This window comes from Engelhardtia mirabilis (assembly GCF_007748095.1).
Lineage (GTDB): Bacteria > Planctomycetota > UBA1135 > UBA1135.
The window spans coordinates 2009014-2024819 of the sequence record NZ_CP036287.1; the positions used below are offsets into that span (position 1 = coordinate 2009014).

The following is a 15806-nucleotide window of genomic DNA, read 5'->3' on the forward strand; positions in this document are numbered from 1 at the left end:
GCAGGCGCTCAGGCGTCCTTCGGACGCCCGCCCGGCAGCCACAGGTCGAGGGTGATCAACACCAGCCCCAGACCCAGGCCGATGCCGAAGGCCGCGCCGCCACCCAGGATGGCCCAGACCAACGCGGCGTGCTCGCGCGCCAGGAGCTGGCCGCCGAGGTCCGCGAAGGCGCCGAGTCCGCCGGCGAGCAGCGGCAGGCAGCGCAGGGGCGTCCAGAAGCGCGTCGCCGCGGCCAGCAGCCCGATGATCGCGACCAACATCCCGATCGCGGTCGCGTGGGTGTGCATCGACATGATCAGGATGTCGCGCGGCACCGGGATGATCTCCTTGTCCGAGACCATGCGCGACACGTCCTCCCAGTAGACCAGGGGCAGGGACTGGGCGCCCACGACGCCGCTGTCCGCCGCGTGGCACTGCACGCAGGAGCGGGCCATGATCTCGGCCGGCGCCATGAAGTCGAGCTCCAGATCGTCGTAGCCGTCGATCAGGTTGTCGCCGGCGAGCCAGTCCTCGAGGGCCTTGCGTTCCTCCGCCGGCAGGTTGGCGGGGTGGGAGATCTCGCGGGCCAGGACCGCCCGCAGGGGCGCCTCCACCCGCACGCCGTGGTACGCGCCGAGCACGTCCTCGAAGGACAGCCCGGGCTCGCCGTCGTTCTTCTGGTGGTGGGTCTCGAGGTGGCGCATCGACGACCACAGGCCGATGGCCAGGGCGCCGACCACGCCCGTGAGTCCGAGGCGGGCGAAGAAGGGCAGGCTGCGCAGGCGGAAGCTGGTCACGGATCGAATCGGAGTTGGGGGGAGGGGGAGCTCGCCGCGCGCGGCTCGCGTTCAGTCTTGACCCGGGGTGTCACCGCCGGGGGGGTCACCAACAGGGGCGGCGCCGCCATCGTCGCCATCGCCTCCAGCGCCGGCATCGGCCGCACCATCGGCTGCCTCACCACCGACCTGATCGTCCGCATCGTCCTTGACGTCAGCCGGATCGACATAGCCCAGCAGCGCCAGCTCGGCCAACACCGCTTCGGACATCTGGTTCTCGCTCTGGTCGAGCTCGGCCAGGAGCTGCGACTCGACCGTCATGGTCTCGGAGTGGTCCAAGAGGGCGCGCAGGGTGGCGACCATGTCCGGCCGCGCCGAGGCCAGGTCGTGCTCCTCCAGCGGGTCGTCGGCCAGGTTGTAGAGCCGGTACACCGGACCCCGGTCCTTGAAGAACATCTTGGTCTGCCAGAAGACCTTGGGGTGCCGCTCGTCGAAGGCCTCGAAGCGCTGCTGGTCGTAGCGGGGCGGCTCGCTCAGGTCCGTGGTGCCGGCCAGCTCGGCCGCCAGCTCGGGGAAGGCCTCGGCCCAGGGCTCCCACATGTAGTCCCAGGTCAAGGCCGACGAGAGGTTGGGGATCATCCACGGCTCGACGAAGATGAGCTTCCAATCCCCGTGCAGCACGGCGCGCTGGTTCTTGAAGGTGGTCTGCACCACCACCGGTCGCGGCTTCAGGCTCTCACCGCGCAACAGCGGCACCAGGGAGCGACCGTGGAAGGAGAAGGGCTCGGGATCCAGCCCGGCCAGCTCCGCCAGGGTCGGCATCAGGTCCACGAGCTGGACCCGGTCCTCGACGCGCACTCCGGCCTTCTGGGCGCCGGGCAGGTCGATCAGCAGAGGCACGTGGATCGACGGCTCGTAGACCGAGCCGTGGCGGAAGTACATCCCGCGCTGGGTCGTGACCTCGCCGTGGTCGGCGGAGAGCACGAACAGCACGTCGTCGCGGAGGCCGCGCTCGGCGAGGGCGTCGAGCAGCTGCGCGATGCGCGCGTCCATCTCGAGCACCTTCTCGTCGTAGGCGTCGAGGATCGCGCCCACCGGCGCCACGTCGGTGCGCTCGAAGCCGAGCTCCTGCGCGCCCAGGGCCACGTAGTCGGGCACCGACCCCCGCGCCGTCACGAAGGTCCCGGCCAGGGGCGCCAGGGGACCCTGCTCGGCGGACTTGAACGTGCCGCGCCAGGGGGCGGTGGTGATGTAGGGCCCGTGGACGTCGAGCACTTGCAGGAACAGGAACAGCGGGCGCTTCTGGTCCCACCCGTCGATCCACTCCAGGGCCGTGCGATTGACCAACTGGATCCCGCCCTCGAAGTCCTTGAGCTCGCGCTCGGAGGGCGTGATGTCGAAGCGCTCGAAGCCCTGACCGACGCCGCGCAGGTTGGCGATGAAGGGGTTGTCGACGATCGCGCCGGTCTCGTAGCCGGCGGCGTTCATCAGCTCCGCCATCGTCAGGCGGTTCTGGGTCAGTTGGAACTCGCTGTAGATCGTCGCGTCCTCGCGCCGCTCCGCGGTGGTCACCCGATGGGAGTTCGGCAGCAGGGCGGTCAGCTGCGAGATGTAGCTCGGCAGGGTCCAGCCCGAGTTCGAGGTGGCGCGGTCGAAGACGAACGAGCTGCCCGCCAGGCGATCGAGGCCCGGGGTCGTCTCGCGGCCGTAGCCGTAGAGCGACATGTTCAGGGCGGCCAGGGTGTCGACACTGAGGAAGATCACCAGGGCGGGCGGCTTGCCGGTCGCGCGGTTCAGGTCCGCCCGCACCAGCGTCGCGGATCCGCGGTCGTCGTCCGGGTACCAGCGCAGCTCGAGTTCCGCCAGGGGCGGCGCGTCGCTGGGCAGCTCGAGCTCGGACGTGGTCAGCTTGCCGGGCGAGACCCCGACGGCTTCCTCGAGGGCCACGCGGCCGGCCAGGCCCGTGGTCGGGTTCAGCTCCACGAGTCGAATCAACAGCTCGCCTCCGACCTGCGCCTCGAGCGCCACGGTCAAGCTGCCGCCGGCCGTTCCCGCGACCTGCATGCGGACGGCGTCGGCCGCTCCGAGGCGCTCCGTTCCGGGGGTCGCCGACCCGGGGGAGGGCTTCGGCTCGGCCGCCCCGGCGTCGTCAACGGCGTCCACGTGCACCGACGCCACGGCCAGGAGACGACTCTCCTGGTTGCCCTCGGGATGGGCCTGCAGGACCAGGCGATTGCCACCCTCGGTCCAGTGCTTGGCCGGCACCTCGAAGCCGTACTCGCGCCATTCGCCGGACAGCTCGCCCAGCTCGAAGTGCTCGCCACCGAGCTCGGCCGAGAGGGTCGCCGGCTCGGCGCCCTCGAGCCCGGGCCCGCGCGCGGCCTCGAAGGTGATCCTGCGGTCCCGAGGCTGGCCGGCCGTCAATCGCAGGCGGCCGAGGCCGTGGACCGTGATCACGCAGTCGCGTCCCTGGTGGACCTCAGTCAGGTGTCGCCAGCCCCCCAGGCCACGCTCACCGAAGCCCTCGGCTTCGGGCTCGTAGGCGGCGACGTCCGCCACGCGCTCGAGCGACGCGCGGGCCAGCAGGGGCTCGACGAATTCGTCGGACTTGGAGAGCACGCCGGGTTGGCCGGGCGTCACCGGGCCGTTCGAGCCGCCACAGGAGGCGGGCAGGACGGCTGCGAGGGCCACCAAGAGCAGGCCTCGCGCCGGGTCGTTCAGTTGCATGGGGAGGATTCTACGGCCGGCAGTCGCCGGAGATCGGGCCCGGGCACCGCGCGGGACCTGGAGCGCTACAGGTGCGGCCCGGGAAGATAGCGGCACCCGCCTGCCCCGGGGTCTTCGCGGCCGGCCGGTGAGCTGGATTCGTCGCCGCGGGGACGGCAACTGAAGTCGGCGCACAAGTGCGCCTCAACCCTGGCCAGTGTCGGACGCGGCTGCCGGCTCTGTGGTCGAGGGCTCGCCACCGACCGGCGGGCTCGCCTCCGGCCCGTGCGGCCCGTCCGGACTCGGCGCGGGGTCGTCGTCGCCGTCGAGGTAGCCGAGGGCCTCGAGCTCCTTCAGCGCCTCGTCGGAGAGGTGCTCGATCAAGTCATCCGGGGCCACCGCCGCGCGGGCGCTGACGGTGAGCTGCTCACTGATGCCCAAAACATCGACCAGCGCATTCATGACCTCCGGGTGGGCGGCGGAGACGTCCGTGAGCTCGCCCGGATCCTGGGCCAGGTTGTAGAGCGAGACACTCGGGCCGAGTCCGTGGAAGAAGTGCCGCGTCGCGCTCGCGACCTTCGGATGTCGCGCTTCGAAGGCGTCGAAGCGTTGGCGGTCGTAGATCGGCGGTTGGCTCAGGTCATCGCTTCCGACGAGTTCGCGGGCGAGCTCGGGGAAGCGCTTCGCCCAGGGCTCCCAGTACTGGGGATAGGTCAGGCTGGTGGCCAACTCGGGCATCAACCAGGGTTCGGACAGCACCAGCTTCCAGTCGCCGTGAATCACCGCGCGCTGGTTGCGGAAGGTGGTCTGGATCACGATCGGCCGTGCTTCGAGGGCCTCCCCGCGCAGCAGCGGCACCAAGGAACGGCCGTGCTGGGCGAAGGGCTCCGGGTCCAGGCCGATGAACTCGGCCAGGGTCCCCATCAGGTCCACCAGTTGAACGCGGTCCTCGATGCGCCGACCTTCGAGTTGGCCGGGCGGGTCGATCAGCAGCGGCACGTGCGTTGACGGTTCGAAGACTGGCCCGTGGAAGAAGAGCATGTCCCGTTGGGTGGTCATCTCTCCGTGATCCGCGGACAGCACGAAGAGCAGCTCGTCGCGCAGGCCCCGCGCTTCCAACTCGGCCAAGAAGGCCTCGATGCGGGCATCGATCTCCAGCACCTTCTCGTCGTAGGAGGCCAGCAATTGGTCGATCGGCGCCATGTCCTCGGCTCCGTCGAAGCCCATCTCCCGAGCGCCGCGGGCGATGTACTCGGGGACCGAGCCGCGGGCGCTGCTCTGGGGGCCGCTGATCGGAGCGAGGGGGCCGGGCTCCGCGGGGCGGAACGTGTCGCGCCAGGGCGCGCTGGTCAGGTACGGCCCGTGGACGTCGAGCACCTGCAGGAACAGGAACAGCGGGCGCTCGCCGTCCCACTCGTCGATCCACTCCAGAGCCGTGCGGCTGATCTGGACCATGCCGCCTTCCAGGTCGTAGTGACCCTTGTCCGAGGGGGACACGTCCAGGCGGTCGAAGCCCTGGTCGAGTCCACGCAGGTAGGCCAGGAACGGATTGTCGACGATCGCGGCCGTGCGGTACCCGGCCGAGTTCATCAACTCGCCGAGCGTGAAGCGACCCGAGCTCAGTTGGTACTCGCTCCAGATGGTGCGATCGATGCGCTCGTCGGGATCGACCAGGCGATTGGAGTTGGGCAGCAGCGCCGAGAGCTGCGACACGTAACTTGGCAGGGTCCAGCCCGAGTTCGAGGAGCAGCGGTCGAAGACGTACGAGGAAACGGCCAGCTGCTCGAGGAAGGGCGTCGTGGGGCGCTCGTAGCCGTAGAGGGACATGTTCTGGGCCGAGAGGGTGTCGACGCTCAGGAACACGACCAGGCGCGGGGGTGCGGGCGTGGTGCGGGCCAGGTCGGCGCGGATCAATCGCGCCGCGGAGCGCTCGTCGGACGGGTACCAGCGCAGCTCGAGCTCGGCCAGGGGCGGCGCCGCTGCGGGCAGGCCGATCACGATCGGCCGCGGCGCTCCGGCGTCGATGGCGAGGAACTCCTCCAAGACCGTGTCACCCAACAGGCCGGTCACGGTGCTGCGCGGTGTCAGCCGCACCGCCAGCTCGCCATCGCCGGGCGATTCGACCGCCAGCGTGAGCTGCGCCCCGTCGATCCCCGTCAGCGGCAGGCGCACGGCCTCGGAGGGGCTGAAGAGTCCGATGTGCTCGGGGTCGGTCGACCCGTCCGAGGCCACTGGCTCGACGGTGTCAACGTCGAAGGAGTCAGCCGAGTCGACCGCGCCCGCCGTGCCGCTCGGCAGCACGCGCACCCGTGCCACCGCCAGGAGTTCCTGGGGCTCGAACTCGTCGCCGGTGGCGTCGAGGGTCAGTTGGTTGTCGCCCTCGCGCCAAAGGGCGGCCGGCGCCTCGAAGGCGTACTCGCGCCACTCTTCAGTGAGCTGGCCCAGCTCGATGGTCATGCCGCCCAGGGTCGCCGACAGCGGCCCGGGAACCTGATCCTTGCCGCCGCGCTTCAGCTTGCCGATGCGCGCCACGATCTCCACCCGGCGGTCGCGGGCATCGGCCGCCGAGAGGCGCAGCCGTCCCAAGCCCTGGTTCGTCGCCACCGCCGATCGTTCGCCGATCTCGTCGGTGATGTGGCGCCAGCCGCCGAGGTCGCGGTCGCCGAAGCCGCCGTCGTCGCTGGGTAGGTAGTCGACCACATCGCGTACGCGCTCGAAGCGGGTGCGCGCGAGCAGCGACTCCACGTTGGACTGCTCGGGCTCAGCGGCCGCCTCACCTGCGGCGCCGGACGAGGGCCGCGGCGGATCCGAGGCGCCGCAGCTGCCCAGACCCCAGGCGGTCAAGAGCACAAGGCATCGGGCGGCGACTTGGCGGACACTCATTCGGACATCCTAGCCCCCGATCAGCGCCTGCATCCGAGGCCAGTGGTCCAACCCTTCGGCCGGCGCCGCCCCGCGGACCGATACTCCGTGCGGGACCGCCAGGGGGCGGGCCGCGCCAGTCGTCACCGGGCGGCGGGCGGCGAGCGACGGCCGGCGGACGACGGCCGCGGAGCCGCCGCCCGACCCTGCCGGCTCTCAGACCTCGAACAGGCCGGGTTCGATCGTCAGCTGGTCGCCCGAGTCGATGGCGCGCTTGGCCACGATCGCCACCGCCGCCGCGCGCAGGCCTTCCTCGGCCGAGCACTGGACCTCGGCGCCCTCGGTGACGCTCTTGAGGAAGCTCTCCAAGCCGTAGTAGATCGGCGGGTAGGGCAGGCCGACCCCGTCCTTGAGCTTGTCCTGGGCGGCGAGCTTGGTGGCGTCCGCGATCAGGGTGATGCCCTCGTCGTTGTGGAACTGCTGGCGGTTGGCGTAGACCTCCCAGCCCTGGGTGGCCGCGTCGGCCTCTTTGAACAGCCAGCCCCAGCTCCACGCGAGCTTCATGGTGCCCATCGAGCCCTCGATCAGCTCGTAGGTGCTCTCGAACGAGTTGGCGATCGAGGCCGAGTACTGCAGGGTCAGGCCGCTCTCGAAGCCGAAGGTCGCCGCCACCGTGTCGTGCACCTCGCGACCGTCGTCGTGCAGCATGATCGCGCCGCGGCCGGAGACGGAGGTGGGGTAGGCCTCCAGGAACCAGTGGTAGACGTCGAGCTGTTGGGTGCCGAGCTCGCCGATCAGGCCCAGGCTGACGCTCGGGTCCAGTCGCCAGTTCAGCGCCGGGTCGGAGCCGACCCGCCAGGACGTCTTGTCGTGGCTCTGGGCGCGCAGGGCCACCGCATTGCGGATCGAGCCCGTCTTCCAGAACTTGTGGGCCAGCTTGTAGATCGGGTTGACCCGGCCGAGCATCCCGGTCTGGAACACCTTCCCACTGGCGCGCGCCGCACGGACGATGGCCTTGGCGTCGTCGATCGTCGAGGCCAGGGGCGACTCGCAGTAGACGTGCTTGCCGGCGGCGAGGGCCGCTTCGGCCACCTCGCGGTGGGTGTGGGTCGGCGTCGCCACCAGGATCGCGTCGACCCCCGGCTCGCCCGCCAGCAGCTCCTTGACCGTGGCGTAGCCCTTGGCGTCGCGCACCCGGCGCTGACCGCTCGACAGGCGCGACTCGACCGTGTCGCAGACCGCGACGACGGTCACGTTCTCCATCTTCGCCAGCTCGGCCAGCATCTCCCGCCCCTGCCGCCCGCAGCCGACCAGGGCCACCGAAACGGGGGCGTTCGCGCGGAACAGAGCCGCCGCCAAATCGAGCTCGGAGGCCAGGGCCAGGGCGGTCGCGCCACCGAGGCTGGTGCGCAGGAAGGAGCGGCGATCGGTCGGAGTCATGGTCGTTCGTGGGCCGGGTGTGGGCCTTGGGAGGGACGGCGAAGGCGACAGGCTAACCGCAGTCGCGCCGGCCTCGGCGCTCCGCGCGCGGCGGAATCAGGTCGCCGATTCGGACGGCTCGCCCCGATCCAGGGCGAAGAGTTCGATACCCATGCTGCGCGCGGCCTGCTCGGCGCCCGGATCCACCACCAGCGCCGTGGACCAGGCGTCCGCGGCCGTGGCGTTGGGGGCTCGCACTGCGATGGGCCCGAGGTCGGCGGCCGGCCGCCCGCGCCGCGGATCGCGCAGGTGCCCTTCCGCCGCGTCCGCCCGCCGGCCGTGTTGGGCCGAGACCGAGAGGGCGCGGCCGTCGAGCCGGATCGTGCGCGCGCCGCCGCCGGCCAACACCCGCACACCCCAACCCTCCTCGCCGGGGGGCGAGCCCAGCGCCAGCACCGTGGACGTGCCCCCGTGCAGCAGGGCGCGCTCGATGCCCTCCTCCCGCAGGACCGCGATCGCGCGGTCGATGGCGAAGCCCTTCCCGATCGCTCCGAGGTCGAGTTCGACCCCGGGCCGCTCGAGTCGCACGCTGCGCTCCGCGCGATCGACGCTCAGCCCACCGCCGGAGCGGTGGGCCACGTCGAACGCGCCGCCGCTCGCGATGCGCACGTCGTCGCAGACGTCGAACAGCTCGAACGTCTCGTCGTCCAGCTCGATCGCGCGGGCGTGGCCGTGGCGCTCCAGGTGGGCCACCAAGCTGTCGCGGCGGTAGCGGGTGAGGCGACCCTCCCAGAGGGTCACCTCGTCCAACGCCGCCTCGCCCACGGCCCGCAGGAACCGCTCGTCGTCGCCGTCGAGGACGAGTTCGAAGCGGGTGGCCATGGCCGCCCGAGCGAGGGTCAGGATCATCGACTCACCCTCGCGGGCGCCTGGGGTCAGATCGCGGTGACGACCGCTTCGGCGGGGTCGTAGGCGAAGGCCTTGCGCTCCCACAAAGAGCGCGTGCCGAGCTCGACCACGACCATGTGCTTGAGCGCGAAGGCCGTCGTCGAGCGGTTCTCCTCGCGCGAGCGCACCGAGCCGAGCCAGTCGCGGCGCAGGGCGTCGTGGGTGTTGCCGCCCTCGGTCGCGATCGTGCGCGGGTCGACGTCGTCCACGTAGGGCGCCTGGGGCACCAGCTCCACGTTGCGACCGCCGAGCAGCAGGTCGCCGCGGTGGCCGCGGATCATGACCTCGAGGCCACGGTCGTTGATCGTCGACCCGGCCACGACCATCGTGTGGTCGCCCTCGAATTCCACGGTCAGGAAGACCTGGTCGTGGTTCTCCATGTCCTTGTCGATGTAGTGCCCGCCCGAGCCGGTGACGCGGATCGGGAAGCCGAGGTCGAGGGAGTAGATCAGCGGGGTCATCTGGTGCACCAACAGGTCGCCCAGGATGCCGGTGGAGAAGTCGCGGTAGCGGCGCCAGCGGTGGTAGATCTTGGTGTCGAACTCGTGCTCGCCGAGGGGCCCGCACCAGGCCTTCCAGTCGAGCATTTCGCCCGGCTGCACCTGGGGGTCGATGCCGTAGTAGTTCCACTCGCCCGAGGGCGTGTTGCGGCAGTAGCTGGTCTGGCTCAGGGTCGGCTTGCCGATCGCGCCCTCCTTGATCAGCTTGCGCGCCTCGACGTACTTGGGGTCCATCATGTACTGGGTCCCGACCTGCACGACCTGGTCGTTGGCCTGGACCACGCGGTCCAGCCACAGGGCGTCGTCGAGGCGCAGGCACATGGGCTTCTCGACGTAGACGTCCTTGCCGGCCATCACGCAGTCCACGGCGTGCTGCGCGTGCCAGTGCTCCGGCGAGGCGATCAGCACCGCGTGGATGTCGTCGCGCCCGATGATCTCGCGGTAGTCGCGGTGGGCGGTCACCTCGACCCCCTCCTGGCGGCTGCTGCACTTGGCGTGGGCGCCGTCGAGGCGCGGCTTGCAGACGTCGGCCAGGGCCACGATGTCGACCAGCTCCTCACCCCGCTCGCGGAAGCCCAGGAAGGCGTCCAGGTGCGCCCCGCCCATGCCGCCGGTGCCGATCACCGCCATGCGGATCGGCTGGTCCTGGGGGACCTGAGTGAAGCTCTTCCCCTTGGCAACCGGCCGCTTGGCTCCCTGCAGAACGGTTGACTTGGCGGTGCCCGCCAGGCCGACGAGGCCGGCCGCGGCGGCCGTGGTGGAGAGGAAGTCGCGACGCGTGGGCTTGCGATGGGTCATCGGGCGCTGTGGGGGTAGGGACTTCGGAACGGGACGGCAGTTCCGCGAGAGAGGGCCCGAGGCTGGGGGGCCCCGAGAGCGGCGCAGATCCTAGCACCCGTCGGCGCAGAGGGCCGGATCCGGCGCGTGCGTCTGGCCGGGTGCGAACCTATCCTCGGGCTATGGCCCGCTACGTCGCCCCCAAACCCCCCCGTGGCCGGTCGGCCGCGGGGTACCGCAGTCCCAATCAACTCCTCGGTCGAGGCGTCGACTCCGCCGGGGAGGGGCCGCGCGCGAAGCTCGAGGTGCACGGTCCCAAGGACATGCACGTGGGTGCCGGGACCCCGGCCGTCGTGGCCGTCGACTCGAGCTCGAACGGGGCCCGGGCCGCCAGCGCTCGGGTGGACGTGGCCCAGGCCGATGCTGCCGCCAAGCAGCGCATCGCGGCCCTCGAGACGGAGCTGAACGCGGCCCGGGCCCTGGAGCGGTCGGCGGTCACGCGCCTGGAGCGGGCTGAGGCCGGCTCGCGCTCCGAGCGCGAGGTGATGCTGGTCGAGGCGCGTTCCGAGCGCGAGCGCCTGCAGGAGGAGCTGCGACTGGAGCGCGAGCGCCACGACCGCGAGGTCGGCAAGCTGCGCGCACTGGTGGATCAGCGCGAACGCGAGCTGCGCACCCTGGCCCTGGAGATGGGCAAGGTGCAGGGCCGCCTCGAGGTCGCCGAGCGGCGCCTGGTCGACGCTCGCGAGGGTCCGGCCGCCCGCGCGGGTGCCGGGGCGATCTCGGTCGCCTCCAGCGGACAGCGGATCGAGCGCTTCGTGCTGCTGCCGATCCTGGCCGCCGTGACGATCCTGATCGCCGTCGTCGGCTGGCGGCACTTCAGCGCCGAGACCCCCGAGGTGCACGCCTCCGGGTCCCTGGGCGCACTCGCCGACTGAGCGGAGGACCGGTTCGCCGAGCGCGTGTCCGATACGCGCGCGCGCAGCCTGGATCCCTGGTCGCAACGACACGTTGCGACCCTTCGGACTCCCGCCGCGCGCCGGGCGATCGAACCGACGCCGAGCGGTCGTCCATTGTGCAGACCGTCGGCGCGCCGCAACCTGACCGAGGACCATGGACGCGCGACCAAACGGCGAGGAACGAGGTGGGCTGGCCCCGGCGACCTGGCGCTGGACCCGGCGTCTGGCCCTGGCGCTGCTCGTGGGCTCTCTGGGTCTCGAGTTGGCCCTGCGACTCGTCGGCACGGCGGCGGTCGACGGGCGCTTGGCTGCGGCACTCGCGAGCTTCGACCGGCAGTTGCCTTGGGAGGTCGCCGATCACGGAGACAGCGCCAAGGACGAAGCCTTCGCCCACCCCTTCCTCGGCTATGAAACGGTCGAGCGACACGAGCAGCTCACCGGCCAGCTCGCCTTCCTGGCCGACCTGGGGCCGGCGCGCGAGGCCTGGGAGGCGCAGCATTTCGTCGTGCTGCTCGTGGGCGGGTCGGTCGCTCGATTCGTCGGCGATCCAAGCGTGGGCGGCCTCGACGCCATGGGGGCCGAGCTCCGCGGGCTCCCGGCCCTGGGCGGTCGCGAGCCCTACTTCCTTTCGGCAGGTCGTCAGGCCTTCAAGCAGCCCCAGCAGCTGCTGCTCGTGGGCTACCTCGCGACCCTCGGCATCGAGCCCGACGCCGTGGTCAACCTCGACGGCTTCAACGAGGTCGCCCTGGGGTCGTCGAACCTGGACTACGGCCTGCATCCGATCTGGCCCTCCCACTACCACGCGGCGCACCTCGGCGGTCTCGACGTGCGTTCGGCGCCGCAGGTCGAGGCGACCGCGCGCCTGTGGAATCTGGCCGATCGCGCGCGCCACATCGGCCGTCGAGCGCGCTCGGCGCCGCTGTCTTGGAGCGTCCTGGCGCGGTTCGTCGCGGCCTGGCGCATCGAGCGACTGGCCGACGCCGCCGAGCGGGCCCGCGCGGACTTCCGTTCTGCACGTGCCGCGGACGACGGTTGGCGACAGTCCGAGGCGCTCCCGGCCCCGCCCGGCTCCGAGCTCGGTCTGACCCAGTGCGTCGACGTGTGGCGGCGCGGCTCCCTGGCCCTCGCGGCCCTGTGCGAAGGCCGCGGGATCGCGTACCTCCACGTGCTGCAGCCGGCGCTCGGTCACGATGGTTCGAAGGTGCCGGCCCCGGAGGAGGTGGCGATCCTGGCCGCCGCGGAGGCTGAGACTGGTTGGGCTGCCGCGGCCCTCGCCGGAGTTCGCGCCGGCTATCCGCGTCTGCGGGCGGCGGGCGCCGAGCTGGCCGCCTCGGGGGTCGCCTTCGTGGACGCCACCGACGTCTTCGCCGCGCGCACCGACGCGATCTACTACGACCTGTGCCACTTCCACCGCCCCGGCACCGAGCTCGTCGGCGAGCGCATCGGCGCGGGCCTGGCGGAGCTGTTGTCGAAGCGTCAGTCGCGCTGACCGTGCCAGACCCCGATCCAGCGCTGGACCTCGGCGCGCTCGGCCTCGTCCAGGTCGCCCGAGTCGTCGCTGTCGGCGACGCGCAGCAAGAGCTCGGGCTGGTCCCAGATGCCGTCGACCAGCAGTGAAGCCGCGGCGTCCTCCTCGGCGTCGAGGGAACCGTCGCCGTCGGCGTCGAACTGGTCGACCAGGGCCTGCCAGACCCGGTGCTCGTTGCCGGCGCCGCGAACGGCGTCGACGAGCGCCTCGCGCAGCCGGCCGAAGGCCTCCGCGTCCCGCGCGACGACGTGGCAGAAGACCTCGGCCATCTCCTGGTCCGAGCGCGCGCCGAAGATCACCCGGCGCGGTGGCCGATGGGGGTTGCGCGGGTTCGAGGCGGAGTTGTCGAGGGTGAAGGCCAGCTCGACCGCCGTCCCGGCCGGCAGGATCGGCGGGTCGACGAACCAGTAGGTCGACTGCCAGGCCGGGTCCCAATCGTCGATGGCGATCAGCGATCGGGAGTCGCCGTCGGGCAGCCGAGCGGTGATCTCGAGCCCGCGGCACACGTAGTGGGCGTGGGGTGTGATCGCGATCAACTCGGTCTCCACTGGCAGGGTGGTGGTCGAGCGCACCGAGTAGTCGCGCTCGCCGGGCAGCACGTGGATCGCGCCGCCGGTCAACTGGATCACCCCGAGCGGGCGCTCGGGCGGCTCGGTCGCGAAGTGCAGGCCCAGGCTGGTGCGGATCTCCTCCGGGCGGCCGGTGGTCACGAAGTGGTGCTCGAAGACCAGATCGGCGCCGGCGGGGAGCAGGGCGGCCGTGTGGTCGGGGAAGGCGCGCGCTTCGATGCCGGGGATCCAGCCCCCGAGGATCTCGCCCGGCGCCGCTTGGTCGACCTGCACCAGGCTGCCGGGTCCGGCCGCGCCCGCCTCGGCCAGGTCCCGCAGGGAGCCCTCGGGATCGATCCACAGGATCACGTGGTGGACCGGCTTGGCGTTGGCGTGGCGGATCTCGACGCCGCGCAGGTAGCGGTCGCCTCCGAAGTCGGTGGACACGGCGAAGGAAGCCCACAGCTCGCCGCCGTCGGCGGGCACCAGGAAGGGTTGGTCCATGGTCAAGACCACATCGGGATCGCCCAGGGCCCAGCCGGGGGTGGGGGCCTCGAGCGCAATCGCCTCCGCGCCCTCGCCGGCAGCAGCGCCGTCGCGGCTCCAACGGGCAAGCAACCCACGCTCGTCGGCGGTCAGTCCGCGCGCACCGTGGAACACGTCGCCACCGGCCCGCGGCTTCCACGGCGGCATCGAGCCGTTGGCTGTGACCTGCGCGATGGGCCCGGCCTTTCTGCGCGCGTCGTCGTAGTCGAGCAGCGCAAAGGGAGCCGAGCCCTGCGGGTTGTGGCACCCCACACAGTGCCGCGCGAGGATCGGAGCCACGTCGTCGACGTAGGTCACCGGCGGCGGGTCGGCGCAGGCGGCGAGGGCTGCGGCAAAGGCCAGTTGCAGGGCGCGCTGCACGGCTAGTCGCGGGCTCCCTGGGCGGGGAGGTCCGCCAGGCGGCAGCCGACCGCCGGGGTCCGCGCCGGATCCGGAGCGCGGCCGGCGAGGATGCTCTCGAGGGCCAGCTCCAGGTCGCGCCGACCGGGCCCGGGGCGCCGGACGCCGAGCGCCACCGCGCGGTCGTCCACGCGTCCGCGGTAGACCACGTCACCGTCGACGATCACCGCGGCCTCGGGCGAGATCGTCGCGCCGAAGCGCTCGACCCAGACGTGGCCGGGATCGCGGACGGCCACGGCGTCCAGCGCGTAGTCGCGGGCGTGCTCGCGGATCGCTTCCACGGTCAGCGTGCGGTCCGGGTAGACGTGCCGGAAGGCGATGCCCTCGGGTGCGAAGCGTGCGCGTAGGCGTTCGAGCTCGGGCGCCATGGCGTTGGCGACCGGGCACTCGGTATCGAGGAAGACGAGTACGGTCGCGATCGCCCCCGGCTCCTCGGCGCGCACGGTCTGGCCCGCCAACCCCGTGGGTCGAGGCCGGAAGGGCGCGTCCTCGAGGTCCCAGTCCGCGGGGTCGCACAGGCCTCGAAGCGCGGACGCCGATTCCGCCGCTGGCGGACTCGCAGCGGCGCCACCGTCGCCGCAGCTCGCCACGAAGATCGACGGGCCGATCGACAGCAGGGCGAATGCGATTCGGCGAAGCGTGGGCAACGTATTCGTCCTTGGTGGGGAGGGCTCACCGTCCTCGAACTCGAGCCCCCGGGGCCGTCCTGAATCCCCAGACCCTAACGCGTCGAGTCCATTCCGCAATCGAACCACCGACGGCGCCTGGGCCCGTGGCGGATCGTCGCCCGCGGATCTAGGCTCGACCCGATGAATGAGTTCCTTTCCCCATCCCTTTCCGAACCCCTTGCCGCAGGACGTGAGCTGGTCGTCGGCCGCTACCTCCTACGCAACGTCCGCCCCGGCGACGAGGTCGGACTCGTGCGCCTGTTTCGAAGCTGCTTCCCCCCCGATCCTGGCGTCTTCCAACCGAGTTCCGAGAGCCTGTGGCGCTGGAAGTACGGCGCGCCCGAAGGGCCGCTCTCCTGCCTGGCGGAGACCCTCGACACCGGCGAGATCGTCGCCCACGTCGGAGGTCTGGCCATGCCCATGCGCTGTGACGGCAAGCGACGCCTGACCGTGCAGTGCGCCGACCACATGGTGGATCGTGAGCACCGCCGCTCGCTCGAGGGGACCAGTCTCTTCACGCGGCTGATGTACCTGTGGATCGAGAACCACTGCGGCATGGGCGGTGCATTCCTGGCCTGGGGCTTTCCGTCGCCACGGGACTCTCGAATCGGCGAGCGTCAGCTCGGCTACCGAGCGCTGCAACCGGTGCGTCCTCTGGTGCGCGGAATCGACCGGGGCGCCGGGGCCAGGTCGGCCTCGGCGGGTGTCGTCGACCGATTGCCGGCCGACGCGGGCGAGCTGTGGGAGCGCACGAGCACCCTGGTGCGCCACACCGTCGAACGCAGCCAGTCCTACCTGGAGCGTCGCTATGGGGACGGGACGGACAGCCCCTACCGCGTCGTCGCCCTGCCGGGACGCGGGCTGGCGGTAGTTCGGCCGGGCGGCCTCGAAGATCGGGTCGCCCACGTGCTCGAGTGGATCGTGGACCGCGACGACCACGAGGCGGCCGAACTCCTGCTCGACGGGATCGACCGCGTCGCCGGGGCGCTCGACTGTCCACAGACGGGAACCTGGCTGCCCACATGGGACCGAGGGCACGACTGGTTCCGTTCCCAGGGGGCGGTGGTTCACACCATCGCACTGCGACGCACCGGACGGTCCTGGGATCCCGAGCTGCCGATCGAGGAGCTCGACGCCGGCGCCTACTTCTCCCTGGGCGACATCGACTTCCTCTGATCCGCTGGCTCGAGGCGC

General features: G+C 71.6%; 11 protein-coding genes. 3 read left to right on the forward strand and 8 right to left on the reverse strand.

From position 1 onward, the window contains the following. Nucleotides 1-8: 8 nt before the first annotated feature. The 6 genes from Pla133_RS07280 to Pla133_RS07305 form a co-directional block, all read right to left on the reverse strand. Nucleotides 9-776: a hypothetical protein gene (locus tag Pla133_RS07280; protein ID WP_145064266.1), complete on the reverse strand. Its 768-nt coding sequence runs from the start codon at nt 774-776 to the stop codon at nt 9-11. 51 nt (nt 777-827) lie between these two features. Further along, the gene (locus Pla133_RS07285) at nt 828-3482 is read right to left on the reverse strand and encodes a sulfatase (protein WP_145064267.1); all 2655 of its coding nucleotides are present in this window, start codon (nt 3480-3482) and stop codon (nt 828-830) included. A 183-nt stretch (nt 3483-3665) separates the two neighbouring features. Beyond that, nucleotides 3666-6344 carry a sulfatase gene (locus tag Pla133_RS07290; protein ID WP_145064268.1) on the reverse strand — a complete coding sequence of 893 codons (2679 nt, stop codon included), beginning with the start codon at nt 6342-6344 and terminating at the stop codon, nt 3666-3668. A gap of 195 nt (nt 6345-6539) precedes the next feature. Beyond that, entirely contained in the window at nt 6540-7763 is a 1224-nt protein-coding gene (locus tag Pla133_RS07295; RefSeq protein WP_145064269.1) for a Gfo/Idh/MocA family protein, read from the reverse strand. Nucleotides 7764-7859: 96 nt separating this feature from the next. Further along, entirely contained in the window at nt 7860-8651 is a 792-nt protein-coding gene (locus Pla133_RS07300; protein ID WP_145064270.1) for an FAD:protein FMN transferase, read from the reverse strand. A 26-nt stretch (nt 8652-8677) separates the two neighbouring features. Next, nucleotides 8678-9988, reverse strand: a complete 1311-nt coding sequence (locus Pla133_RS07305; protein WP_145064271.1) for a Gfo/Idh/MocA family protein — start codon at nt 9986-9988, stop codon at nt 8678-8680. 284 nt (nt 9989-10272) lie between these two features. Here Pla133_RS07305 and Pla133_RS07310 point away from each other — a divergent pair, with 284 nt between their 5' ends. Together Pla133_RS07310 and Pla133_RS07315 are read left to right on the forward strand one after the other, a co-directional pair. Further along, nucleotides 10273-10902, forward strand: a complete 630-nt coding sequence (locus Pla133_RS07310) for a hypothetical protein (protein ID WP_145064272.1) — start codon at nt 10273-10275, stop codon at nt 10900-10902. A gap of 175 nt (nt 10903-11077) precedes the next feature. Then, nucleotides 11078-12412, forward strand: a complete 1335-nt coding sequence (locus Pla133_RS07315; RefSeq protein WP_145064273.1) for a hypothetical protein — start codon at nt 11078-11080, stop codon at nt 12410-12412. Here Pla133_RS07315 and Pla133_RS26060 read toward each other — a convergent pair. Next, entirely contained in the window at nt 12400-13905 is a 1506-nt protein-coding gene (locus Pla133_RS26060; RefSeq protein WP_419192210.1) for an EF-hand domain-containing protein, read from the reverse strand. The genes Pla133_RS07315 and Pla133_RS26060 overlap by 13 nt on opposite strands. A gap of 2 nt (nt 13906-13907) precedes the next feature. Beyond that, nucleotides 13908-14591 carry a thioredoxin domain-containing protein gene (locus Pla133_RS07325; RefSeq protein ID WP_419192211.1) on the reverse strand — a complete coding sequence of 228 codons (684 nt, stop codon included), beginning with the start codon at nt 14589-14591 and terminating at the stop codon, nt 13908-13910. Between the two features lie 162 nt (nt 14592-14753). On the opposite strand from Pla133_RS07325, the gene Pla133_RS07330 reads away from it, so the two are divergent. Beyond that, nucleotides 14754-15788: a GNAT family N-acetyltransferase gene (locus Pla133_RS07330; protein WP_145064275.1), complete on the forward strand. Its 1035-nt coding sequence runs from the start codon at nt 14754-14756 to the stop codon at nt 15786-15788. The last annotated feature ends 18 nt before the right edge of the window (nt 15789-15806 follow it).